The sequence below is a fragment of the Mycoplasma sp. 4044 genome, from assembly GCF_053851695.1.
In genome coordinates this window covers 74035-97917 of the sequence record NZ_JBSQBD010000002.1, presented here as the reverse complement: position 1 = coordinate 97917, position 23883 = coordinate 74035, and the positions used below count along the sequence as shown (strand labels likewise).

Below are 23883 nucleotides of genomic sequence, written 5' to 3'. Positions count from 1 at the left end.
TGGGCTGTTTTTTTATCTTTTTTGTCCCAAACACCAAAGCACTAAAAAGCAAAACATTTTAAACTTGTCTAAGACTGAAAAAGTACTCAAAATAAGCACTTTTTTGGATTTTAAAAATTCAGCAAAATCGCATTTTTATATTGACTAAAAACCTTTAAAAGTTGAATAATGTATAATTATTTAACAATGAATACAAATTACGAATCAAAAGACTTAAAAGTACTTAGAGGTTTAGAACCAGTCAGAAAAAGACCAGGAATGTATATTGGTTCTACAGATGTCAATGGACTACATCACTTAGTTTGAGAAATTATTGATAACTCAATTGACGAGGCTTTAGCGGGTTTTGCGACCGAAATTACCGTTACTCTTCATAAAGATCAATCAATCAGTGTTGAAGATAATGGAAGAGGAATTCCTGTTGATTATCGTGAAGAGTTCAAAAAGACTGGAGTTGAGTTGGTTTTCACAGAACTTCATGCCGGAGGAAAATTTGATGACTCAGTCTATAAAACTAGTGGAGGACTACACGGAGTAGGTTCAACTGTAGTTAATGCCCTCAGTTCCCGCTTGGTTGCAACCATTTATAAAAACAAAAATATTTATCAAACTGAATTTAAACAAGACGAAATAGTTCAAAGAACAAAAATCATTGGCCCAACCACAAAACAAGGAACCCTTGTTCATTTTTGACCTGATCCTACAATTTTCAAAAAAGTTAAGTTCAATCCCCAAACAATCATCGAAAAAATTCGTGAATCGTGTTTTTTGATTTCAAAATTACAAATTACGTTCATTGATGAAAATACTGAAACCAGTGAAACTTTTAAATATGAGGATGGTTTAAAAGAATATGTTCGCTTTGTTAATGAAAACAAAGACATAATAACTGACATCATCTTTTTTAAATCACAATTTAAAGGAATTGACGTTGAAATTGCTATCCAATATACTGATAGCTACTCGGAAACTATTGTTTCATTCGTTAATAACATTAAAACTAAAGATGGAGGAACCCACGAAACTGCTTTCAAAACTGCATTAACTAAAACAATCAATGAATATGCACAAGAAAAAGGTTTTGCTAAAGGTAAAACTAGTTATGATGGAAGTGATGTTCGTGAAGGTTTAACGGCAATTATTAGTCTAAAAGTTCCCGAAGCTATTTTGGAATTCGTGGGACAAACTAAAGATAAATTAGGAACTCCAGAAGGACGTGAAGCAGTAGATGAAGCATTAAGTTCTAATTTAAAAATTTTCCTAAACGAAAATAAGCAAGAATCAGAAAAAATTCTTAACAAAATCAAGAAAGCATTCGATGCCAGAACTGCTGCCCGTAACGCTCGTAATGAAGTAAGAAAAGTAAAAGATAAATTACAAAACAAAAAGACTATCAGCGGAAAATTAACTCCTGCCCAATCAAAAAATTCAACTGAAAAAGAACTGTTTTTAGTCGAAGGAGATTCGGCTGGTGGGAGTGCTAAACAAGGTCGTGATGCTAAAATTCAAGCTATTTTGCCACTAAAAGGTAAAGTTGTTAACTCAGAAAAAGAAAAATTACTTGACATTCTAAAAAATGAAGAACTAGCCACAATAATTAACATTTTAGGAGCTGGAATTGGAGAAGATTTTAATCTTAAAAATCTTCAATATAACAAAATAATCATTATGACTGACGCCGACACCGATGGAGCACATATCCAAATTCTTTTACTCACATTCTTCTTTAGACACATGAAACCATTAATTGAAAATGGTCATGTCTACATCGCTTTGCCACCTTTATACAAAATCAGTGGAAAATCTAAAACATACGATCCAGTAACTTATGCTTGAAGTGATGAAGAATTGCGTCAAATACTAGCTGAATTTTCTTCTTATACAGTGCAACGCTATAAAGGGTTAGGGGAAATGAATGCCGATCAGTTATGGGAAACTACTATGAATCCAAAAACAAGAACTTTAATTCAAGTAAGTTTAGAAGATGTAGTTTTAGCTGAAAAAAGAGTTTCAACTTTTATGGGTAAAAATGCTGAAGCAAGAAAACGCTGAATTGAAAATAACATTGACTTTTCTCTAGAAGATGACTATAAAATCGATTAAGGAGTTTTATGGCTAAAAATCGTGATGAAATTATTGAAAAAATCATCAATGAAAGCTTAGACATCATCATGTCTAATGGTTTTAATCGTTATTCAAAATATGTTATTCAACAAAGAGCATTGCCCGATGCAAGAGACGGATTAAAACCAGTTCAAAGAAGAATTCTTTATTCAATGTGAGAAATGTCACTAACAAATGACAAACCTTTCAAAAAATCAGCCAGAGTAGTAGGAGATGTTATTGGTCGTTTTCATCCACACGGAGATAGTTCAATTTATGAAGCACTAATCAGGATGTCGCAAGAGTGAAAAATGGCTTTACCATTAATTGAAATGCATGGTAATAAAGGTTCGATTGATGATGATCCAGCTGCTGCTATGCGTTATACTGAAACAAGACTGGAAAAAATCGCTAATCCTTTAATGGGTGAAATCGATAAAAAAATTGTTTCTTTTGCACCTAACTTTGATGACACTGAATATGAACCAACTGTTTTGCCGACTTATTTTCCTAATTTACTAGCCAACGGAGCTAAAGGAATTGCTGAAGGGTATGCAACTGAAATACCGCCTCACAATTTAAATGAATTACTTGATGCTTGTGTCAAAATCATTCAAAATCCACACGTTTCAAATGAAAAATTGTTACAAATCATTCAAGGTCCTGATTTTCCAACTGGTGGAATTATTAGTGATATTGATGGTTTCAAAGAAGCATTTGAAACTGGAAAAGGAAGAGTTGAAATTTATGCTAAACATCGTTTAGTTTATGACAAAAATAATAATGTTGAAGCAATTGAAATTCTAGAAATTCCTTATGGAGTAGTTAAGGTTGAATTAATTAAGCAAATTGACAATCTTATTTTTAATAAAACCATCAATGGAATCAAAGAAGTTCGTGACCAGTCTTCAAGAAATGGAATCAGTATCTATATTGAGTTAGAAACTGAATCAAATGCACAAGCAATTCTTAACTATTTGTTTGAAAAGACTGATCTTAAAAAATATTTCAATTACAACATGGTGGCAATTTGCGATAATGCGCCAAAACTTTTAGGTATTAGACAACTTCTTGATATCTTCTTAAAACACTTATTTAGCTGTAAAACAGATGCTTTAAAATATGATTTTGAAAAAATTTCGCGTCGTCTAGAAATTGTTGAAGGATTGATTAGAGTTAGTGAAATAAGTGATGCAGTAATCAAGCTGATTCGTGAGTCAGACAACAGCAAAAAAGGTGTAATTGAAGCCTTGATGCGTGAGTTTAAATTTACTGAATTACAAGCAACAGCTATTGCCGAATTGCGTTTATATAAATTGTCTAGAATGGATCAATTAGAGTATCAAAAAGAACGCCAGGAACTTCAAGAACAAATTAATCGCCTAGACTTACTTCTAACTAATGAGCAAGAATTCAAAAAATTCTTAATTGATCTTTTACACGACATTAAGAAAACATATGCTTTACCACGAAGAAGTGAAATTTCGCATGTCAAGATTGAAACAGAAATAAACACAAAAGCACTGGCAAAAAATGAAGATTTCTATGTTTTTGTATCAAATGATGGTTATATAAAACGTTTAAGCAGCAAAATTTTTAATGCTAACTCTTTTGATACTTACAATTTAAAAGAAAACGATTTTGTTATTTTTGGACAAGAAATTAACTCACTATCACAATTATTATTTTTCACATCACAAGGTAATTATTTTGTTATCAATGGTTTCGACCTAAAAGAAAACGGTTGAAAAGAACTGGGTACCCATGCAAGTGACTATGCTCGTTTAGAAGGCAGTGAAAAAATTGTTGCTATTTATAATCTCAAAAATGCCCGTCAAAATAATAATGTTTTACTAGTTTCAAAATATGGAGTAGCAAAGCAAATTAACCTTGAAGAATTGAGTCAACAAACTAATCGTAAATTCCTTGCTATCAAACTAAAAGATGAAAGTGATGAATTAGTTGCAGCTCAAATTGTGAGTCCACAAAGCAATATTTTTGTCTTGCTTTCCGACGGACTATACCAATATTTTGAAAATAGTCAAATACCTCTATATAGTCTTAAAGCAAGTGGAGTGCAAATGACTAAACTAAACGATAATTATGTTGCCAAAGTGCTAGTAATGAACGAAAATGACAAGTTATTGTTATCAACTTCACAAGGACAATTCAAAAAAGTATTGGCTAAAAATATTGTTGATGTTAAAAGAGTCAATGTACCAAAAGTTTTCTACTACATCCTAAAAAACAAACCAATTGTAATTCAAGATATTGCTACTTATGAATCAGGAATTGAGTTCTGGTACACATCACAAGAAAATAAATTGCAAAGATGATTAGTTGAAGATATTCCCGCTTCACAGCCAAAAGAAAGTTTTGGTACTGTCAAAATTAATGATTTAAACGTTGGTAGATTTATTAAAAATGTATTTATTAGTCCAGATAAAAATTCCAAAACTAAAATTCTTGATGAATCTGAAAATGATAATTTAGATGTAGATGTTATGGAAACATTCATTTTTGATGAGCCTTTATCAAGTGAAGAAATAGCAAGTGAACAAAAAGAAGAAAACGAGCCAAAACACCAAAAATCAAATCAGGATAATGTCGGAATAATAGATTGATTTAATGTTGATGCCTTAATTGAAAAAGCCAACAATCTCGAAAAAAACAACAAAAAAAATTAGTATAATTTTTAAATAAATTAACAACATTAGGAGGAAAAATGCGTATTGAAATCAGACAAAGAAACAAAGTTAGAGCTGAAAAAAGAGCTAAAAAACTAGCTAAAGAACGTGCTCGTGACCAAAAAAGAGCTGCACGTGCTGCTGAAAATAAATAGATAAATGCACACTACAAAAATTGATCTAAGTAAGATATTTAAAGTTAATTGAATTAGTATCTTAGCTATCAACATCAGCTTGTTTTTTATATTAATATTCGAACCAATGGCTGTTTTGGGAATTTTTGCACCAATAATCGCAATTTTTGCGTACTCGGTGTTAGGTTCATTTCTAGCCTTTGAAACACTAAAAGTGAAAAAAACTACCGTTTGAAGAAAAACGGAATCACTTATCGCTAATTTATTCTTAGTATTTTTAATTAGCTTTTTCGTTATCAAACTTGTTAACTTAGTATTACAAGCCATACTTTTTGACAAACCAGATAAATGACTTTTAGCGACACAAATTTTTAGTACCTTTGCTTTTGTCGTAATGATCTTAGTATTGGCAATTTTGATTTGATACTTTGTTAAAAAAGTGCGCGAAAATCGTCGTCCAACAGTTTGAGATGTAACAGATAAGTTAAAAATTATTGATCTTATTTACTATCCAACTACATTCTTGATGTTATTCTTAGCAGTAATCTTGAAACCAATAATGTTTTTTACTAATGGTTTTTGATTATCATATCAGATTGTAATTTTACCAGTTTTGTTAAGTTTAATTGTTGCTAATAATGTTTGATACGCAATAGTAAATTACAAAAATTTTCATTCAAAGAATAAGTCAAAATTGGATGTAAAAACCTTTTTAAAATAGGCACAAAAAGCCTATTTTTTTATATCCTGGCTAGTTTATAAACTAGCGTTTTAATCTATAATTAAAAGAATATGGAGAAAGCAATGAAAAACAAGACATTTTACATTACAACACCTATTTATTATCCTAATGGAAATTTACATATCGGTCATTTTTACACAACAACGATTGCTAAAACCTTGGCAAATTACAAAAAAATGCAAGGATATGACACATTTTTTGTAACTGGTATCGATGAACACGGTCAAAAAATTCAAAAAAGTGCTCAAGCTCAAGGTATTGAGCCTCAAGCCTTTGTTGATTTACAAGCTGAACAATTCAAAAAGTTATGAAAAGATAGTCAAATCGAATACGATTTTTTCTCAAGAACTACTGCCCCAAATCACCAAAACGCAATTCGTAAGATTTTTGCAAAAATGCTAGAAAAAGGTTTAATACGTTTAGGAAAATATAAAGGGTTATATTCAATAAGTGATGAAGAATACCTTACACCTTCACAAGCACTTGAAATTGATGGTAAATTCTATCACCCATCTTCAAAACATGAATTAGTTGAAATCGAAGAAGAAACTTACTTTTTTGAAATGTCAAAATTCAGTACTTGAATCGAGGCTTTTTACCAAGAAAATCCTAACTTTATGACTTCAAATAAGGTTAAAAATGAACTTTTAAATAATTTCATTCAAAAAGGTTTAGAAGACTTGAGCGTAACAAGAATTACTTTTGATTGAGGAATAAGTGTTGTTACTCCTTCACAGTTTAAACACGTTATCTATGTGTGATTAGATGCTTTATTTAACTATTTAACTGCACTTGGATATTTAACAGATGATGAGACAAACTATGTTAAATACTGACAAAACGGTAATGAAATTGTCCATGTTGTAGGTAAAGAAATTACTCGTTTTCACTGCATTTATTGACCTATCTTTTTGAAAAGTTTAGATTTAAGATTGCCAACTTGCATCTTGACTCATGGTTGAATTGTTACTCCTGAAGGAAAAATGTCAAAATCTAAAGGTAACACTGTAGATCCTTACTTTTTAATTGAAAACTATGGTGTCGAAGAAACAAAATATTTCTTCATGTCGCAAATTAATATCAATAACGATGGAGTGTTTGAACTAAACAACTTCATTAATACACTAAATGCTGATCTTGCTAACAACTTTGGTAACTTATTAAACCGTACAGTAGCAATGCTAAATCAGTCTTTTGACAATGGTATTGTTTACAAAAAGCAATCATTAGAGTCTATTGATTTAGAAATGTATGAACAAATTGCATCAAGTTTTGTTGAATACCAAGAACATTTTGATAATTTTGAGTCTGATAAAGCACTAAAAGCTGCAATTGCACTTTCAAAAGAATTGAATTTATATATTGACAAGACTACACCTTGAAAACTAAAAGACAATTTAGAACGTTTAAATGATGTGTTGTGTGTACTTTTAAATGGAGTGTATGCAGTTAATGTTATGTTGAGTGTTGTTTTAAACAATAAAAGTCAGAAAATCAACAAATTTTTAGCTCAGAACGAGTTAAGTTTTGAAAAAATATATGATTTTAGCAAGTTTGACAACAAAAAATGCTTAGTTAGCGAAATCTTATTCACTAGAATCAAAACTAACTAAGTTGTTGCTAGCAAGTCTAGCAACTTTTTTATTGCTTGTATACTCTTAAAAAGAGTATAACTTGTATAATATTAGTCATGATAAAAATTAAAGACTTGTATTATAAATATCCTGAAAGTGATTCTTTCGCTTTACAAGGAGTAAATTTAGAAATTAAAACTGGCCACTATGTGGGTATTTTAGGACACAATGGAAGTGGAAAGAGTACTCTTTCGAAACTAATAAGTGCAATTTATAAAGCTACTGAAGGTCAAATTTACATTGACGATATTTTGTACTCAAAAGAAAACTTGCAAAAGATTCGTTCAAAAATCGGAATTGTTTTTCAAAACCCAGACAACCAATTTATTGGAGCGACAGTTGAAGATGATATTGCTTTTGGTTTAGAAAACAAACTAGTTCCGCGTGAACAAATGAAAGAAAAGATTGAAAAATACACAACTTTGGTTTCAATGCAGGATAGTTTAGATCGTGAGCCACAAAATTTAAGTGGTGGACAAAAACAAAGAGTTGCCATTGCTTCAACTCTCGCTCTTGATCCTGATGTTATTATTTTTGACGAAGTTACTTCAATGCTTGATCCTAAAGGAAAACATGAAATTTTGGAAATTATTCATAATTTGCATCGTGAAACTAATAAAACTTTAATTTCTGTTACTCATGATATGGATGAAGCGATATTGTGCGATGAATTGTTAGTTTTTAGCGGTGGAAAACTAATTGCTTCAGGAAGTCCAAAAGATATCTTAAATAACAAAGAAATTGTGGAAATTGCAAAAATTGACTCACCTTTTATCTACAAGCTTAGTGAGTTAGTTGATGGCGTAGAACCAACTTATAACGAACAGGAGTTAATTGAAGCAATATGCAAATAAAAGTTGACAATATTTCAAAAGAATTTGATAAAAAATTACCTACTCACATTCAAGTTTTAAAAGATATTAGCGTAGATATTTCTGAAGGTGAAATTATTTCTATCATCGGACATACAGGAAGTGGAAAAACTACTTTTATCGAACACCTTAATGCATTACTAATTCCAGATAGTGGAAAAATTACTTTTAAAGATGTTACAAGTCTTAAAAAATCAAAAAAGAATTTGTTTGCTAAATTTAGAAAAACAAAAACAAGTCCTGAACCAGAAGATGTTGAACTGGTAACAATGGATATTGAAATTGTTAATACTAAACGCAAAATTAAAAACATTAAAGCACTGAGAAAACAAGTTGGAGTAGTATTCCAATTTGCCGAATATCAATTATTCGAAAAAACTATTGAAAAAGATATTATTTTTGGCCCTGTTTCAATGGGTATGGATGTTAATAAAGCAAAAGAATTAGCGAAAAAATACATCAAAATTGTTGGACTGCCTGAAAGTTATTTGACTCGTTCACCTTTTAATTTAAGTGGTGGACAAAAACGTCGTGTTGCCCTTGCTGGAATTTTGGCAATGGAACCGAAATTCTTAATTCTTGATGAACCAACTGCTGGACTAGATCCAGCTGGGGTTGAACAAATGTTGCAACTTTTCTATGACTTACATGTTAAAGAAAACAAAACAATCATTATTGTTACTCATGATTTAGATAATGCTTTACGTTGAACTAAAAGAACCATTTTGTTTAAGAATGGTGAAATTATTCGTGATGGTGACACCTACAGCATTCTAAATGATGAACAATGTTTAGTTGAAAACAATCTTCGTTCAACACAATTGCTAACTTTTGTTCGTAAATTAGAACAAAGAGGAGTAAGAGTTGGAAAAGTAACTAATGTTAATGAATTAGCTCAAGCAATTAACAACTGAAAACAAAGACAAAGACAATTGAAAGGAGAATAAATGAATGCCATTATAGGAAAATATGTCAATCTTAATACTCCTATCCACAAAATGGATCCGAGATTGAAATTTATTGCAAACATTTTATTTATCATTTTATTCTTCTTAGTCGATCATTTTGTTACTCTTGGGATTTTGTTAGTTTTCATTGCTTGTGTTTATTTACTGGCCACTCATTCAGTACGCTCATTAATTAAAAAGATTCGTTTACCAATTTATATCGGTCTAGTCTTAGCGCTAATCAACTTTTTTACCATTAAAGGGGCAGGTATAAATTATGTTCCTTTGAGTGGTGAGAGTAATGTTGATGCTTATGTAAATTACAATGGTTTGATTTTGGTAAATGACACATATTGAGCACCAGGTGGACCTAATAGTGCTTTCCAAATTACTCGTTTCTCACTAATGCGAGCAGCAAGCATCACAGCAAGAATTTATGGAATCATTCTTTCAACTACAATCCTAACTTTTACAACTAAACCAGTTCTACTTACAAAAGCAATTAATGACTTACTTTATCCTTTGAAGTTATTAAAATTTCCAAGTGAAATTATTACAATGATAATTAACATCGCTTTACGTTTTATTCCTACTTTATTAGATGAAGCGGGAAGAATCATGAAAGCTCAATCTTCACGGGGAGTTGACTTTAAAAACGGAAGAACAAAAGAGAAAATTAAGTCAATGTTAACCTTAATTATTCCTTTATTCGTTTCTTCTTTTGCTAAAGCAAACGACTTGAGTGATGCGATGACAGTTAGAGGTTATAATCCTTACCAAAAAAGAACACACTATCGTTTGATTAAACCGGTTTGAATTGACTTTTTAGCAGTTGTAATTTTAATGGGTATTTCAACTATGGTTATTTTCTTCCAAGTACAGTCGCAATCATTACCACACTGATGATTACAAACTTTTGTTAAGGTATAATGATGACAAAAAAAGAAAAAGATATTCGCCTGGAAATATTAGAATTACAACAACAAATTCAAATTTGAAACAACGCCTATTTTGATAATGATGATCCATTAGTAAGCGATGCTGAGTATGATGTTGCTTTAGTTAAACTTAAAGAACTGGAAACTCAGTTCGCTTATTTATTAACTGAACAAGAACTAAAAAACAGTCCCACAAATCGCATTGGGGCTTCAGTATCAAATGCTTTTACTAAATTTCAGCATGCAAAACCTATGCTTTCATTGCAAAAAGCGTATGAAAAAGATGAACTAAAGCGTTGAATTGAAAATGTTGAAAAGGCTAATTCGCAATCAACTTTTTTCATTGAACCTAAAATTGATGGTCTCTCGATTTCTTTACATTATGAAAATGGAAAATTAATTCGAGCAGTAACTCGTGGAGATGGAACAGTTGGTGAAGATGTTACTCACAATTTATTGGTAAACGAAGAAATTCCTTTACAAATTGATTACTTACAGCCATTAGAAGTTCGTGGTGAAGTTTATTTAAAACTTTCACAATTCGAACAAATCAATAAACAATTAGCACAAGAAAACAAGAAGCTTCTTGTTAACCCTAGAAATGGTGCAAGTGGAACATTGCGTCAACTAGATAGTCAAATTACAAAACAACGAAAATTGTCCGTCTATTGTTATGCTATAAATGATGCAACCAAGCATAATCTTTATACCATTGATGAAGTTCGTGATTTTTTACACACACAGAACTTTCCAGTCACAAAAGAAGGTAAAAAAGTTTACAATCTGGAAGAAATTTTGGCTTGAATTAATGAATTTAAAGAAGTCAAAAAGACTTTAGATTATGAAACTGATGGTGTAGTTATAAAGGTAAATGAGTTTAATGTGTACGACTTATTAGGTCAAACTCAAAAATTCCCTCGCTGAGCCATTGCCTTCAAGTATGAACCTGATGTTGCTACAACTGTTATTTTAGATATTTTTACTACAGTAGGAAGAACTGGTTTTATTACTTATAACGCTAAACTTGAACCAGTTTTTTTATCAGGATCAACTATCAGTGCTGCAACTTTACATAATTATGATTACATTAATAAGTTAAAAATTGACATTGGTGACTTAGTTTATATTAAAAAAGCTGGCGAAATTATTCCTAAAGTCATTGGAACAGTAAAGCAAAAAAGTTCTACTAGTTACAAAAAACAAAAATATTGTCCTAAGTGTGGTTCACTGCTAGATGATAGCGAAACCTTAATTGATCAATTTTGTACTAATGATATGTGTCCTGAGGTTAGACTAAGAAAATTGATTCATTTTGCTTCAAAAGGAGCAATGAATATTGACTTTTTAGGTGAAAAAACAGTCGAAATGTTATTTAATAAAAATCTTGTTACTGATTATTATGATTTTTACTCTTTAAAAGATCATTACGATGAATTGATTCAAATTGAAGGATATGGGAAAAAGAGTGTTGACCAAATTCTAGCAAGTATCGAAAAGAGTCGCCAAAATTCTTTAGCAAGACTGTTACATGGTATTTCTATTAAACACATTGGTGAAAAAAATGCTTACTTTATTGCTTCGGAAGTGCAAAAATTCAGTAACTTTTTGACTTTTGATTTTGATAAGCTGATTAATTTTGATGAAATTGGACAAAAAACGGTTGATTCGTTAAAGAATTTTGTTGCTAATGAAAAAAATGTTGCAATGGTTAACAATTTACTTGCCTGCGGACTAGATTTAGAACATCAAAAAAATATTAAGTCTTTAGAATTAGCAAATTTAGTTTTTGTTATTACTGGAACTTTAAGCCAAAGCAGGAAAGAAATTGAAAAAATGCTAATTAGTAGGGGAGCTAAAGTAACTAATACTGTAACAAAATCAACATCATATTTAGTCGTTGGTGAGAATCCAGGTTCTAAGTACGAAAAAGCTCAGCAATTAGGCACTAAAATCATTTCTGAACAAGATCTAATAAATGAATTTCTAAACTAATAAATTACTGATTTTAAGCAACCAGTTGGTTGCTTTTTTGTCATTTTTTTTCAAAAACAGAGGATCGCATAGCAACAAGACGTTGCTATTTTGCCGAACACAAAAAACACTTAAAATGTAGTTTTTTTAACCTATAGGTTAATTTTTTTTTGAAAAAAGTCAAAAAAATAGACCTTTTCCAAAAAAAAAAAAAAAAGTGGTAACTTTTTTGTGACTAATTTTTTACAAAAAATTAGCCTACAAAACTAGGAGTACACTATGGATAACAAGAAAGAAATAGAAAGAGCTGAATTACATAAAGCGATCTGAAAAATTGCCAATGACTTGCGTGGTCAAGTAGATGGATGAGAATTCAAAAACTTCGTATTAGGAACAATGTTTTATCGTTATATTTCAGAGCATATCACAAGCTGATGGAATGAAAATGAACAAGACAGCGATCCAAATTTTGATTATGCTAGCTATGATGATAAACTTGCAGATGAAGAATTTAAAGAAGCATCTATTGAAGAAATTGGCTTTTACATAAAACCTTCGCATCTTTTTGCAAACGTTCGTAAAAACGAAAGACAAAATGAAAATTTAAATATCTTAATTGCAAACATTTTCAAAAGTATTGAAGATTCATCTAAAGGAACAAGTAGCGAAGAAGATTTCAAAGGTCTTTTTGATGATTTTGATGTTAACAACATTAAACTTGGTACAACAGTCGCAGAAAGAAATAACAAGATCATCAAGTTGTTAGATGGTATTGGAGACATGAGACTCGGAGAATTTTCAGAAAATACCATCGATGCATTTGGGGATGCATATGAATTTTTAATGGGAATGTATGCATCAGATGCAGGAAAAAGTGGTGGTGAATACTATACGCCACAAGAAGTTGGTCAACTTCTAGTAAAACTAGCAATCAAGAACAAAACGAAAATCAACAAAATATATGACATGTGTTGTGGTTCTGGTTCACTTTTATTACAAGCAATTAAATTGCTAGGTATTGACAAGGTTAATGGCTTCTACGGTCAAGAAGTTAATCCAACAACATATAACTTATGTAGAATCAATATGTTTTTACACAAAGTTGCATTCAATCAATTCCACATTGCATTAGGGGACACACTTAAAGGCTCAGTATTAAAAGATGAAGGCCCTTTTGATGTTATCGTGTCTAACCCTCCTTACTCACTTAAATGAGACGGAAATAAAGATATAACACTTATCCAGGATGAACGCTATGCCCCTGCTGGAGTACTTGCCCCGAGAAAGTATGCAGACTTAGCTTTTGTAATGCATGCAATTCATTATTTATCTTCTGATGGAATAGCAGCAATAGTTTTATCGGTTGGAGTTTTGCATCGTGCTAGAGAAGAACAAAAAATCAGAAAATATTTAATAGAAAAAAACTTGGTTGATGCAATTATTCAATTGCCACAAAACTTATTTTTTGGAACATCTATTGCTACGTCAATCCTAGTATTGAATAAAGCCAAAAAAGATACAAGCATCCAGTTTATTGATGCATCAAATGAATTTGTAAAGGTCAAAAATAATAACAAGTTAAGTCAAGAAAATATTGACAAAATTTTAAATACTTACTTAAATAAAGAAGTTACAAAACACTTTTCAAATATTGTTCCGCAATCTCAAGTTATAGATAAAAAGTACAATCTTTCAGTTTCTAATTATGTTGAACCAAAAGATACTAAAGAGCCAATCGATATACAAGTTTTGAACAAAGAAATAGCTGAAATTGTCGCTAAACAAGAAAAGTTGAGAGAAGAAATCAGCAAAATCATCGAAGAAATCGAAGGGTTTAATAACTAATGTTTGAAAAAGAGATAAATAAACTAATGTCATCTTGTACATTAAAAAAAGAGTTGCTCGAGAATATTTGTGTTTTTGGGAATAAAGGCAATATTGCAAAGAAAGATCTAAATAAAAATGGAAAATATAATGTTGTAAATTCGTCAATTGATTACTTTGGAAAAATCGACAAATTCAACAACTCGGGAGAATGAATTTCAATTACTTCGCATGGTGAAAACGCAGGGCACGTGAAATATTTAAACGAAAATTTTTATGCAGGAAAACTATGTTACATACTGAAAAGCAAAGATGAAAATTTGATATTAACTAAATTTCTTTATTACTATTTAAAAAATAATGAAAATGTAAAAGTAAGGACTAATGTAATCAAATCTTCTATTAAGTACATGAACTTTCAAAGTTTAATAAAAATTGAAATAGCCATACCTGTTGTGGAGGTACAAAAAAAGATTGTCGAGATTTTGGATACTTTTCAATCATCTACAGCGGAGCTGACAGCGGAGCTGAATAAGAGATTAAAACAATATGATTACTATAGAGATTTACTATTATCTAATGATAATGGTGTTTTTAGCGTTGCAAATCAATACAATCTTGATGAAATCTGTGACTTTAAAAAAGGTAACGTTGTTCGTTTATCGTCTTTAAAAATGGGAAATATTCCAATTGTTAGTGGTGGCAAAGAGGTTTCGGGATATACCGATAAATCCAATTTTGATGGTGAAACAATTGCGGTTGCTGCTTCAGGTTCAGCAGGTTATGTTTCTTGATGAAATGAACCAATATTTGTATCGGACGCATTCACTCTTAAAAACAAAAATAATGATGTTTTGAATTTGAAGTATTTATTTTATTGATTAAAGTCAAAGCAAGACATTATTTATTCGTTTAAGAAGGGTGTTGGTACACCACACGTCTATATAAGTGATGTTTCCCAAATGGTAATAACACTGCCGCACATTGATAAACAAAACGAAATTGTTCGTTGATTGGACAACTTCTACACAATATGCAAAGATCTTAATATTGGACTTCCTGCCGAGCTTGAAGCTCGCAATAAACAGTATGAATTATACAGAGATAAATTGTTTGAATACATCGAAACAGGCAATATCAATGTAGATAACTTGAGAGAGAGAGAGAGAGGATCTAATTAGATTCATAGAGAACTTTGTTAGCTCAATATCATTTTTAAATGCTAAAAAAATATATTTACTCAAAGATGTTTCAACCATCAAAAAAGGGAAACAAATAAATAAAGTGCTTTTAAGTCCAATTAGAACTGACACATATTGTTATCCTGTGATGAATGGTGGTAAAAACCCTTCCGGATATTGACATAATTTTAATGCTGAAAACGTTATTTCTATATGTGAAGGTGGCAATGTTGGTTATTTAAGGATGATGAATGAAAAGTATTGGTCTGGCGGCCATAATTACGCAGTATCAGTAGAAAATACTCAAAATTGGGTAAACATCGAATATTTATATTTTTGTTTGAAACAAAATGAAACAAAACTAAAACGACTTGCAAATGGTGTGGGGATAAAAAACTTAAATTTTAGTGATTTACAAAATTTTGTAGTTCACTTGCCAAACAAAAATATTCAAGATGAAATTGCTTCAAAACTAATAAGATTTGAAAATCTTACTAATGGGATAACTGAAGGAATTCCACTACTAATTGAAAAAGTTGAACAACAATACGAATACTATCGAGATTTATTATTTAAAAAAATTGAGTAAAAAAACAAAAACTAGAAGGGTAATATGAATAATTCGCAACATATTTTCGAGACAAACAAAAATACTATTGTTGGTGAATATGAGCCAACAATAAATAACAAAAATAGATCTTTTTCAGAAGAATCTACTCTAGAAAATTTCTTGATTGAAATGCTTGAAAATCAAGGTTATGAATATGCTAGCGAAATCAAAAATGAAGAACAATTGCTAGCTAACCTAAGAAATCAGATTGAAAAGTTAAACAACACAAAATTTTCAGATCAAGAATGAAACATCCTAAAAAAAGATTATTTGTGTAAACCAAACGAAAGCATTGAAGATAAAACACAAAGAATTCAAAATGATTACTTATATACTCTCAAAAGAGACAATGATGAGTCTGAAAACATAAAAATCATTAATAAAAAAGACATTCACTCGAACTCTTTACAAGTAATCAATCAATTTAGAGCGGATTCTAAAATTCCGGGAAGAAAAAATCGTTATGATGTTACTATTTTAGTCAATGGTTTACCTTTAGTTCATATTGAACTGAAAAAAGCTGGTGTTAATATCGAAAACGCTTTCAATCAAATTGAACGCTACCAGGCTGAGTCTTTTGATGAAAGCGAAGGATTGTTCAATTATGTGCAAATATTCATAATTTCTAATGGAACCTTAACCAAATATTACTCAAATACTACTCGAAAATACGCTATTGATCAGCGTAAAGAAACAGCTAAAAAAGAAACTCGAAGCTCAAATAGCTTCAAATTTACAAATTACTGAGCCAATGTCAAAAACAAATTACTAGAAGGTATTGAAGATTTTGCCAGAACCTTTTTAAGAAAGTCTGTTTTGTTAGAAGTTTTAACAAAATATTGTGTCTATACTGAAGATAAAAAGTTATTAGTGTTGCGTCCATACCAAATAGCTGCGGCTGAAGGAATTATCAACAAATTAAGACTAGTAGTTAATTATCCAGATAAATTTAAAGGAAACAAAAAAGGTGGTTATGTTTGACACACAACCGGTTCTGGTAAAACATTAACATCATTCAAGACTGCTCAGCTAGCAACACAAATTAGTGAGCTTAAAAAGATTATTTTTGTTGTTGATAGAAAAGACCTTGATTATCAAACAATAAATGAATTTAATAAATTCCAGCAAGGCTCTGTAGCAAGTACAAGAAACACCAATATTTTGGCCGGTAAAATCACCAGCACCAAAGAAACTGATAGAGTAATTGTTACAACTATTCAAAAACTTTCTCGTTTTGTCAACAAAAATCACTCTAATTTAAGTATTTTTAATGAAAATGTTGTTTTCATCTTCGACGAGTGTCATCGTTCGCAATTTGGTAAGATGCATGCCCAAATTAAGAAGAAATTTAAAAATGCTATCATGTTTGGTTTTACTGGAACACCAATTTTGGATGAAAATTCAGCATCTGCTTCGAATAATTTAACGACTGAAGCACTTTTTGGTGAAAAGATACATTCATACACAATTATTGACGCAATCAGAGATGAAAATGTTTTGAAATTCAATGTTGAATATGCCAAAATTGAGCACAATTTACCCTTAAGTATCAGTGAAGAAGACATTTATATGCAATCTGGTTATATTTCAGCAGTTGTTAGTCATATATTAGATAATTTTGATAAAAAAACACTGCAAAATGAAAGTTATAATGCAGCAAAACTAACAAATATTAAACAATTGACAACAAGAAATGATGGTGCTAAACAAATGAGTGTCTCGGTACAACAAAATGGATTTAACTCAATTTTTGCTGTTTCAAGTATTGCACAACTAAAACTTTATTATGACGAATTAATTAAACAAATTGAAAAAAGACAAAGCAACATCAAAATTGCTGCTATCTACAGTAAAAGTGCTACCGATTCAGAAGAATATGAAGATATTGACGGAAATGACTTTGAAGCAGTTAATTCGCTTTCGGATTCTGATAAGAAATTCTTAACCAAAATTATCAACAATTACAATAATCATTTTGGTACAAATTACAGTATTGACGATGAAGGTTTTGCAACTTACTACAAAGACATTTCATTAAGAACTAAAAACAAAGAAATTGACATTTTACTAGTTGTTAATATGTTTTTAACTGGTTTTGATGCACCAACATTGAATACATTGTGAGTCGATAAGAATTTAAAACACCACAGCCTATTGCAAGCATTTAGTCGAACAAACAGAATTTATAACAATGTAAAAGATTCAGGTAATATTGTTTGTTATCGCGACCTAAAACAACAAGTTGATGAATCAATTAGACTGTTTAGTGATGAAGATACAGCATCAACTATTGTGTTGATGCGTACTTTCGAAGAATACAACAACGGTTATTACAATGATAAAGGCGAATATCAACCAGGTTTTAGTGAAATTCAAAATAACTTAAAGCAAAAATTTAATCCCAATGATCCATATGTTTTTGATAAGTTATTATCCTTTGAACCATTTAGAAATGATTTTTTACGCCAATATAACTCTTTTATCAAATTGAAAAATATAATTCAGAGATTTGATGAATTTAATGAAGAAAAACATGCCATTGTAACAAGTGACGAAAACCTTAAATACAAATCTTGATATTTAGAATTGCATGATCGTGCCAAAAATACTAGCAAAGATCATACACCAATTGAAATTCCGGAAGATATTGTTTGAAATATTGAAATCATTCGTCAAGATCAAATCACTGTGCTTTATGTTCTTAACTTAATTAACAAGTACAAACAAGCAAATAATTATATTTCATCAGAATATAGAGAAAAAATTATGAATGCGGTTAATTCTGCAATAGACACAAGACGTTTAGCTGATATTTTTGAAAAATTCATTGATATTTGTATTTCTAAAGAAGCCGACGAAGACGATATTGTTTCGCAATTCAAGAATTTTGCTATTTCTAACTATGAGCAAGAAAAAAATAATTTGATAACTAATAAAAAATTAAAACAAGATAAGATCGATGAAAAAATGGTCGATTTTTTCAAAGAAGCTAAAGTTAATTTGGAAGGTTCTTTAAATGATTTAACTGCTCAAAGAATTTCATCACGTGGTGATTCGAAAGCAAAGAGACAACAATGATTTGAAGAAATTCGTGAAGGAATTAATTATTTATTCAATAAATATTTTGTAATCAAAGATGACATCGTTGTTGAATATGAAAAGAGTCTTTCAAATTAAAGCAAAAGAATACTACCTAATTAAAAGAGCAGGAATTTAATTCTTGTCCTTTTATTTTCGATTATTAAATACGAAATTAGACCTGAGGCAACTTAAAGGTTTTTTATTTCATAAAAAAAGCGGAATGGTTATAATTTTTCATATGATTAATATAGTTTTATACCAACCTGAAATTAGTCCTAATACCGCTAATATCATTCGAACTTGTTTTAGTGCTGGTGCTAAATTGCACATTATTAAACCAATTGCTTTCGATTTACACCCACATTGATTGAAAAGAGCGGCAGCAGGAAGATTTTTAAGTGATATCGAGCACGAAATTCACAACTCATACCAAGATTTTTTAGCCAAATATGGCTCAAAAAATGTTTACTATGTAACTCGTTATGGATACACTACATATGCTGACATAGATTTTAAAACTGAATTTAAACAAAATGATGAAGTGTGAATTATGTTTGGTACTGAATCTACCGGGATACCAAAGAAAATTTTGCAAACTAATTTAGATAATTGCTTGCGTATTCCAATGACACCAGAAAGTCGTTCGATAAATTTAGCAAATAGTGTAATTGTTGTTTTATATGAGGTTTTAAGACAATTAGATTTTATGAACTTATCAAAATACGAAGTGCAAAAAGGAAAAGATTTTATCAAGGAGTAAAATGCCAAAACTTACTGTCGACCAAATTGTGAAAATGAAATTTAGTCCGGCAATTAACGGTTACAATGCTGATGAAGTTGATGAATTCATTGATCTTTTGATTGAAGATATTGTTGAATACATTGATGAAATTGAAAAATTGAAGGCAAGGTTAAAAAATGATTAATTGATTTCCAGGACACATGAAAAAGGCATTCGACCAAATCAAACAAAAAGAAAAGTTGTTTGATGTTTTTATTATTGTTTTGGATGCCCGTTGTCCAATTAGTTCTTACAATGCCGAATTTGATAAAATCTCACCACACAAAAAGCGGATTTTTGCTTTTACCAAAATTGATCTTGTAGATAAAAATCGTTTTAATCAAGTTGTTAAATCATTTAACAATCCCAACGATGAAATAGTTTTTTTAAATTTAAAAGACAATAATAAGTCTTACAATGTACTAACAAAAGTAATTAAAAAAATTTATACTCAAAAACAACAAAATACTAAAAAAGGTTTTAAAGTTCCACCATTAAAAATTGGAGTATTAGGAGTTCCAAATAGTGGCAAAAGTACGCTAATCAATATTTTAGCTAAATCTAAAGTAGCTAAAGTTGGTAATGAAGCAGGAATAACGCGGTCAGAGCAGTGAGTAAATTGTAATAACGAATTCATTGTTTTAGATACTCCTGGTTTGCTGTGACCTAAATTTGATGATCAAATGCAAGCTGTCAAATTAGCTGTCATCGGTTCAATAAAAAAAGAAGCATTAGACTTAAAAGATTTTTGTTATGAAGCATACAGGTTAGTTTCACAATATAAACCTCAAGCCTTAGAAGCTTTAGATTTAGAAGCATCGCAAGAAGATGAAATAATTTATAACAACATTATTCAACTTGCTAGACAGAAAAACTTTTTAGATAAAAACAAACAAGTTTTATTTACTGAAACTTATAATTTCTTAATTAATTATTTTAGAAATCTAAAAAACATTATTTACGACTAGGAGAAAGTATGGATTTTCGTGATTTTGTTGAATTTAAAGATAACAATAGACTACCAATACACACAAAAGTTATCGATTCTGACTTGAGAATTGTTTTTTTAGGTGATTCAATTTCAGCTGGTTTTAACTCAAAATTTGGTTTTCAGTCTTGTGGTTATTTCGACAAAGAACAAAGAAAAGTTATAGGTTTAAGTTATCCTGCCTATTTAGTGCGGATGATAGAAGAAATTAGACCTAACTTTTTAAGTTCTTATGATAATTTTGGTTTCAGTGCTATAACAGCAGCTCAATATAGTGAGCTGTTAGATTTTAAGCGTGAAGTTTCAGTTTCATTGCAAAATGAAATGGATTTTATTCGTTCAATTAATGATAATGATCAAAACCCTTTTCAACATGAATTAAGCCCTTACTTTAAAAACTTTAATTTCGGTAATGGTGATTTTGACATAATTAAGGCAAAAATTCAAGATGCTAATGTTGTTGTTGTAACCTTAGGGGCAAACGATTTTTTAGCTAAAATTCCTTGAAATTTATTACGTAATTTTTATGCTGTTAAAAATCTTTCACGTCGCGCCTTTGCTTTTTCGCAAGTTGTAGAACATTTACATATAACAAGTGAAAAAATTGTTAGTGATTTAGAGCAAGTAATTACTAAAATTAGAGCTTTAAATAGCGAAACAAACATAGTTTTAGTTGGTTATCCTTTACCTTTAATTCACTTTAAAAATGCTTTAGATGATACATTTTCAACCACTGATATTAGTTCTGAAAAAATGAGTGATATTATGTTGGGATATTTAAATGCCGCAATCAAAGAAGCTGCCAATAGAACTAACAATATGTATGTCGACAGTTTTGATCGCGATTTTTGAATCACTAACAAAAATTTCTTATATGAAAACATTTTAGACATTCATCCAACTGAAAAAGGGTACAAACATATGGCACAAAGTATTCTTTTAAAACTTGGATTAGATGACAATTATGTTTCAAAAGTCTATGGGGATGATTCTGATAATATTTTGAATTTTTTACCAAAATTTAATATCTACAAAAAGGATTTCAATAGTTATCGCAAAATTTTCAACCTTAAAGCCAATAGTTTAGGTTTAATATTGGCAGTTTTAGGTATGAATCGTGGAGATAAATTATTTTTAGACGATTACTATGAACAAGAAATCAAAAACTTAATGTTACCCAACTATCGCATTTCTGAAGCAACTAGAGCATTAGAAAAACATTTGCAAATGGGATTCGGAAGTACATTAACAAGATATATCGAGAAAAAGTTTGCTTCCGCACCACAAGAATATAAAACTAAACAAAATCTTTTAAATTTCTTAGAAGGTAAGAAATGAAGTCAGGAAATTTTTCTTACCTTACTTGAAAACAACCATGTTGATAATTTTATTTACACAGTTCAAACAAATTTAACAAAGAAAAATCAAATTGCTTGAACTGATATTATTGAGTCAAAAAATAATGTTATTAAGAGACAAAATTTATTTTACCCAGTTGCTCAAAATTTACTAAAAGCAAAATTTATTAATGATTCAAAAGAAGAGTTATGAAATATTGTTTATGATTTTATGACTGAAATTTTGACTACTCCGCTTCTGGAAACACTCATCAATCATAAATTGGATGAAAGATATAGTTACAGTCGTGATTATTTGGCGCAACTAGAAAGCTTTAAAGAATTTATTGATTTCTTATTCAATAACTTTATGTTAAATATCAAAAAATACTCAGAATTAAGATCTTTTGACGAGTTATGATACGTCTGATTAAAACAAAACCACTACAAAATCATTTTCTATTTTGACAAGATTCTAAAAGAAATCAGTTCAAAAGAAAACTTTGCCAAATCAATTCAGTTCATTAAATTAAATTTATTTTCAATTTACAAAATTAATTTTGAACTAAGCGAAAAAGAAAACGCAAAAATTGAAAGAGCAATTTCAAACTTGCTATATTTTGTTTCTGACAACAAGCCGAAACTGAACAAATTGTTAACAATGTTGTTGCAAGAAGCACAAACAATTTCAATTTATGATTATTTATTCAGTGCCGAAAAACAAAAACGTCGCAAGATGATTAAACGTAAATTCTTTGCCAAAGCTTATTTATATTCAAGAATTTTTGGAAAAATCTTTTATTCATCAAGTTCTATCCACTTAATCTTAACCAAAGCTAAAAAAGCACATAGTCAAGAAACTAAGAAAGGAAAATAATGCGTGTATATTCAAAAACAATGAATGTTTATAATGTCATTGAACTAAAAAACGGTTTAGGTTCACCACACTCACCACATATTGGTTGAGAAGAAGTAAAAGGCGCAAAATCTTATGCTATTAGTTTAATTGATCATGAAGCTAACGGGGTTGTAGGAATGTCATTTATTCACTGAATAGCATTCAATATTCACAATGACCATATATGTCGTAATTCAAGTATTTCGAAAGCAAATGAAATAGTGCAATTTGAAAATTCACTATCAAAAAATGTTAATGAAATTTTGTTACCGAGTCAATATTTAGATGATAATGCTTCACGTTATTACGGGCCTTGTCCTCCTGACCAAGATCATACTTATGAAGTGCGTGTTTATGCTTTAGATTTTGAAGATGTAAGCAAATTTGTTGATACATCAAAACCATTATTTTGAAATGATATGGAAGAAATAATTGCAAACCACGTTATTGATGAAGGGGTACTAACTTTTGCTTCGCAACAAGCATTAACTGATTCAGAAGGTAACTTATATGCCGATGAAAGTCAAACTCATGGAATGTTTTATGTCTTAAATGAAAACAAAGAAGTCGACGGCCTAAAAGTTACTATTCCTGCTTTGGAGCAAGATGATAAAAACATTCTTCACTTGCCCAAAAAATATTATTTTGATATCGACAGTGTGTCAAAACCAGACTTGAAGGTTTCAACTCCCTTAATAAAAATTAAAAACATTAAAAATGTTAAAGAATATGCAATTTTTATTTTCAATTCTTCGACAACACAACAATGAGGATTAGTAAGTTGTGAGTTTGCATGTTTAGGTATTAAACCACAAAGTGGAGATTGAACAATTATTAAAGAAAACGACTTGACTAAAGATGAAGAACGGAGCGCTCGTCACTACATTAATAATTCATTTAGTCAGCAGTCGATTATGCCAGAAGAAATTAAAAAGTATTTCGTTAATCGTCAAAATAAGTGAAATGTTTTTAAAAACAAAAAGTCAAAAACAAAAAACAAGTTCCATTGAATGATAGTTTACGCTTTAGATCAGAACATAACTGAGCGCCAAAAAGCTAACAACGTAGCGGATGCCTATCGGCTAATTAAAAATAAAGTAATAGCCGAAAAAATCATTAAATTCAAACTCAAATAAAAATTATGGTGGGTTAAAA

The 23883-nt window shown here is 30.1% G+C and carries 17 protein-coding genes; all 17 read left to right on the top strand.

Annotated features, from left to right (window positions below; genetic code table 4):
* Positions 1 to 168 precede the first annotated feature (168 nt).
* The 17 genes from parE to ACWXVN_RS02315 all read left to right on the top strand — a co-directional run bounded on the left by parE (position 169) and on the right by ACWXVN_RS02315 (position 23864).
* Positions 169 to 2103 carry a DNA topoisomerase IV subunit B gene (parE, locus tag ACWXVN_RS02395; protein WP_455979002.1) on the top strand — a complete coding sequence of 645 codons (1935 nt, stop codon included), beginning with the start codon at positions 169 to 171 and terminating at the stop codon, positions 2101 to 2103.
* Between the two features lie 8 nt (positions 2104 to 2111).
* The gene (parC, locus tag ACWXVN_RS02390) at positions 2112 to 4790 is read left to right on the top strand and encodes a DNA topoisomerase IV subunit A (RefSeq protein WP_455979001.1); all 2679 of its coding nucleotides are present in this window, start codon (positions 2112 to 2114) and stop codon (positions 4788 to 4790) included.
* A 159-nt stretch (positions 4791 to 4949) separates the two neighbouring features.
* The gene (locus ACWXVN_RS02385; protein WP_455979000.1) at positions 4950 to 5645 is read left to right on the top strand and encodes a hypothetical protein; all 696 of its coding nucleotides are present in this window, start codon (positions 4950 to 4952) and stop codon (positions 5643 to 5645) included.
* Positions 5646 to 5728: 83 nt separating this feature from the next.
* Entirely contained in the window at positions 5729 to 7279 is a 1551-nt protein-coding gene (gene metG, locus ACWXVN_RS02380) for a methionine--tRNA ligase (RefSeq protein WP_455967845.1), read from the top strand.
* A gap of 77 nt (positions 7280 to 7356) precedes the next feature.
* A complete protein-coding gene (locus tag ACWXVN_RS02375; protein WP_438341255.1) occupies positions 7357 to 8154 on the top strand; it encodes an energy-coupling factor transporter ATPase in 798 nt (265 codons plus the stop codon).
* Positions 8145 to 9119 (top strand): energy-coupling factor transporter ATPase, encoded by a 975-nt coding sequence (locus ACWXVN_RS02370; protein ID WP_438341254.1) that lies wholly within the window; start codon positions 8145 to 8147, stop codon positions 9117 to 9119. The genes ACWXVN_RS02375 and ACWXVN_RS02370 overlap by 10 nt, the downstream gene beginning before the upstream one ends.
* Positions 9120 to 10049 carry an energy-coupling factor transporter transmembrane component T family protein gene (locus ACWXVN_RS02365; RefSeq protein WP_455978999.1) on the top strand — a complete coding sequence of 310 codons (930 nt, stop codon included), beginning with the start codon at positions 9120 to 9122 and terminating at the stop codon, positions 10047 to 10049. It begins immediately after the preceding gene.
* A gap of 2 nt (positions 10050 to 10051) precedes the next feature.
* Positions 10052 to 12049, top strand: a complete 1998-nt coding sequence (ligA, locus tag ACWXVN_RS02360) for an NAD-dependent DNA ligase LigA (protein ID WP_455978998.1) — start codon at positions 10052 to 10054, stop codon at positions 12047 to 12049.
* Positions 12050 to 12307: 258 nt separating this feature from the next.
* On the top strand, positions 12308 to 13873 hold the full coding sequence (locus ACWXVN_RS02355) for a type I restriction-modification system subunit M (protein WP_455978997.1): 1566 nt from the start codon (positions 12308 to 12310) through the stop codon (positions 13871 to 13873).
* Entirely contained in the window at positions 13873 to 15033 is a 1161-nt protein-coding gene (locus ACWXVN_RS02350; RefSeq protein ID WP_455978996.1) for a restriction endonuclease subunit S, read from the top strand. Before ACWXVN_RS02355 ends, ACWXVN_RS02350 begins: the two co-directional genes overlap by 1 nt.
* On the top strand, positions 14999 to 15622 hold the full coding sequence (locus ACWXVN_RS02345) for a restriction endonuclease subunit S (RefSeq protein WP_455979027.1): 624 nt from the start codon (positions 14999 to 15001) through the stop codon (positions 15620 to 15622). Before ACWXVN_RS02350 ends, ACWXVN_RS02345 begins: the two co-directional genes overlap by 35 nt.
* A gap of 24 nt (positions 15623 to 15646) precedes the next feature.
* Positions 15647 to 18820, top strand: coding sequence for a type I restriction endonuclease subunit R (locus ACWXVN_RS02340; protein WP_455978995.1), 3174 nt, complete (start codon positions 15647 to 15649; stop codon positions 18818 to 18820).
* 142 nt (positions 18821 to 18962) lie between these two features.
* Entirely contained in the window at positions 18963 to 19484 is a 522-nt protein-coding gene (locus ACWXVN_RS02335) for a tRNA (cytidine(34)-2'-O)-methyltransferase (protein ID WP_455978994.1), read from the top strand.
* A gap of 1 nt (position 19485) precedes the next feature.
* A complete protein-coding gene (locus tag ACWXVN_RS02330) occupies positions 19486 to 19650 on the top strand; it encodes a DivIVA domain-containing protein (protein ID WP_438341247.1) in 165 nt (54 codons plus the stop codon).
* The gene (gene ylqF, locus ACWXVN_RS02325; RefSeq protein WP_455978993.1) at positions 19643 to 20473 is read left to right on the top strand and encodes a ribosome biogenesis GTPase YlqF; all 831 of its coding nucleotides are present in this window, start codon (positions 19643 to 19645) and stop codon (positions 20471 to 20473) included. The genes ACWXVN_RS02330 and ylqF overlap by 8 nt, the downstream gene beginning before the upstream one ends.
* Before the next feature lie 8 nt (positions 20474 to 20481).
* Entirely contained in the window at positions 20482 to 22707 is a 2226-nt protein-coding gene (locus ACWXVN_RS02320) for an SGNH/GDSL hydrolase family protein (protein ID WP_455978992.1), read from the top strand.
* Positions 22707 to 23864: a YbhB/YbcL family Raf kinase inhibitor-like protein gene (locus ACWXVN_RS02315; RefSeq protein WP_455978991.1), complete on the top strand. Its 1158-nt coding sequence runs from the start codon at positions 22707 to 22709 to the stop codon at positions 23862 to 23864. Before ACWXVN_RS02320 ends, ACWXVN_RS02315 begins: the two co-directional genes overlap by 1 nt.
* The last annotated feature ends 19 nt before the right edge of the window (positions 23865 to 23883 follow it).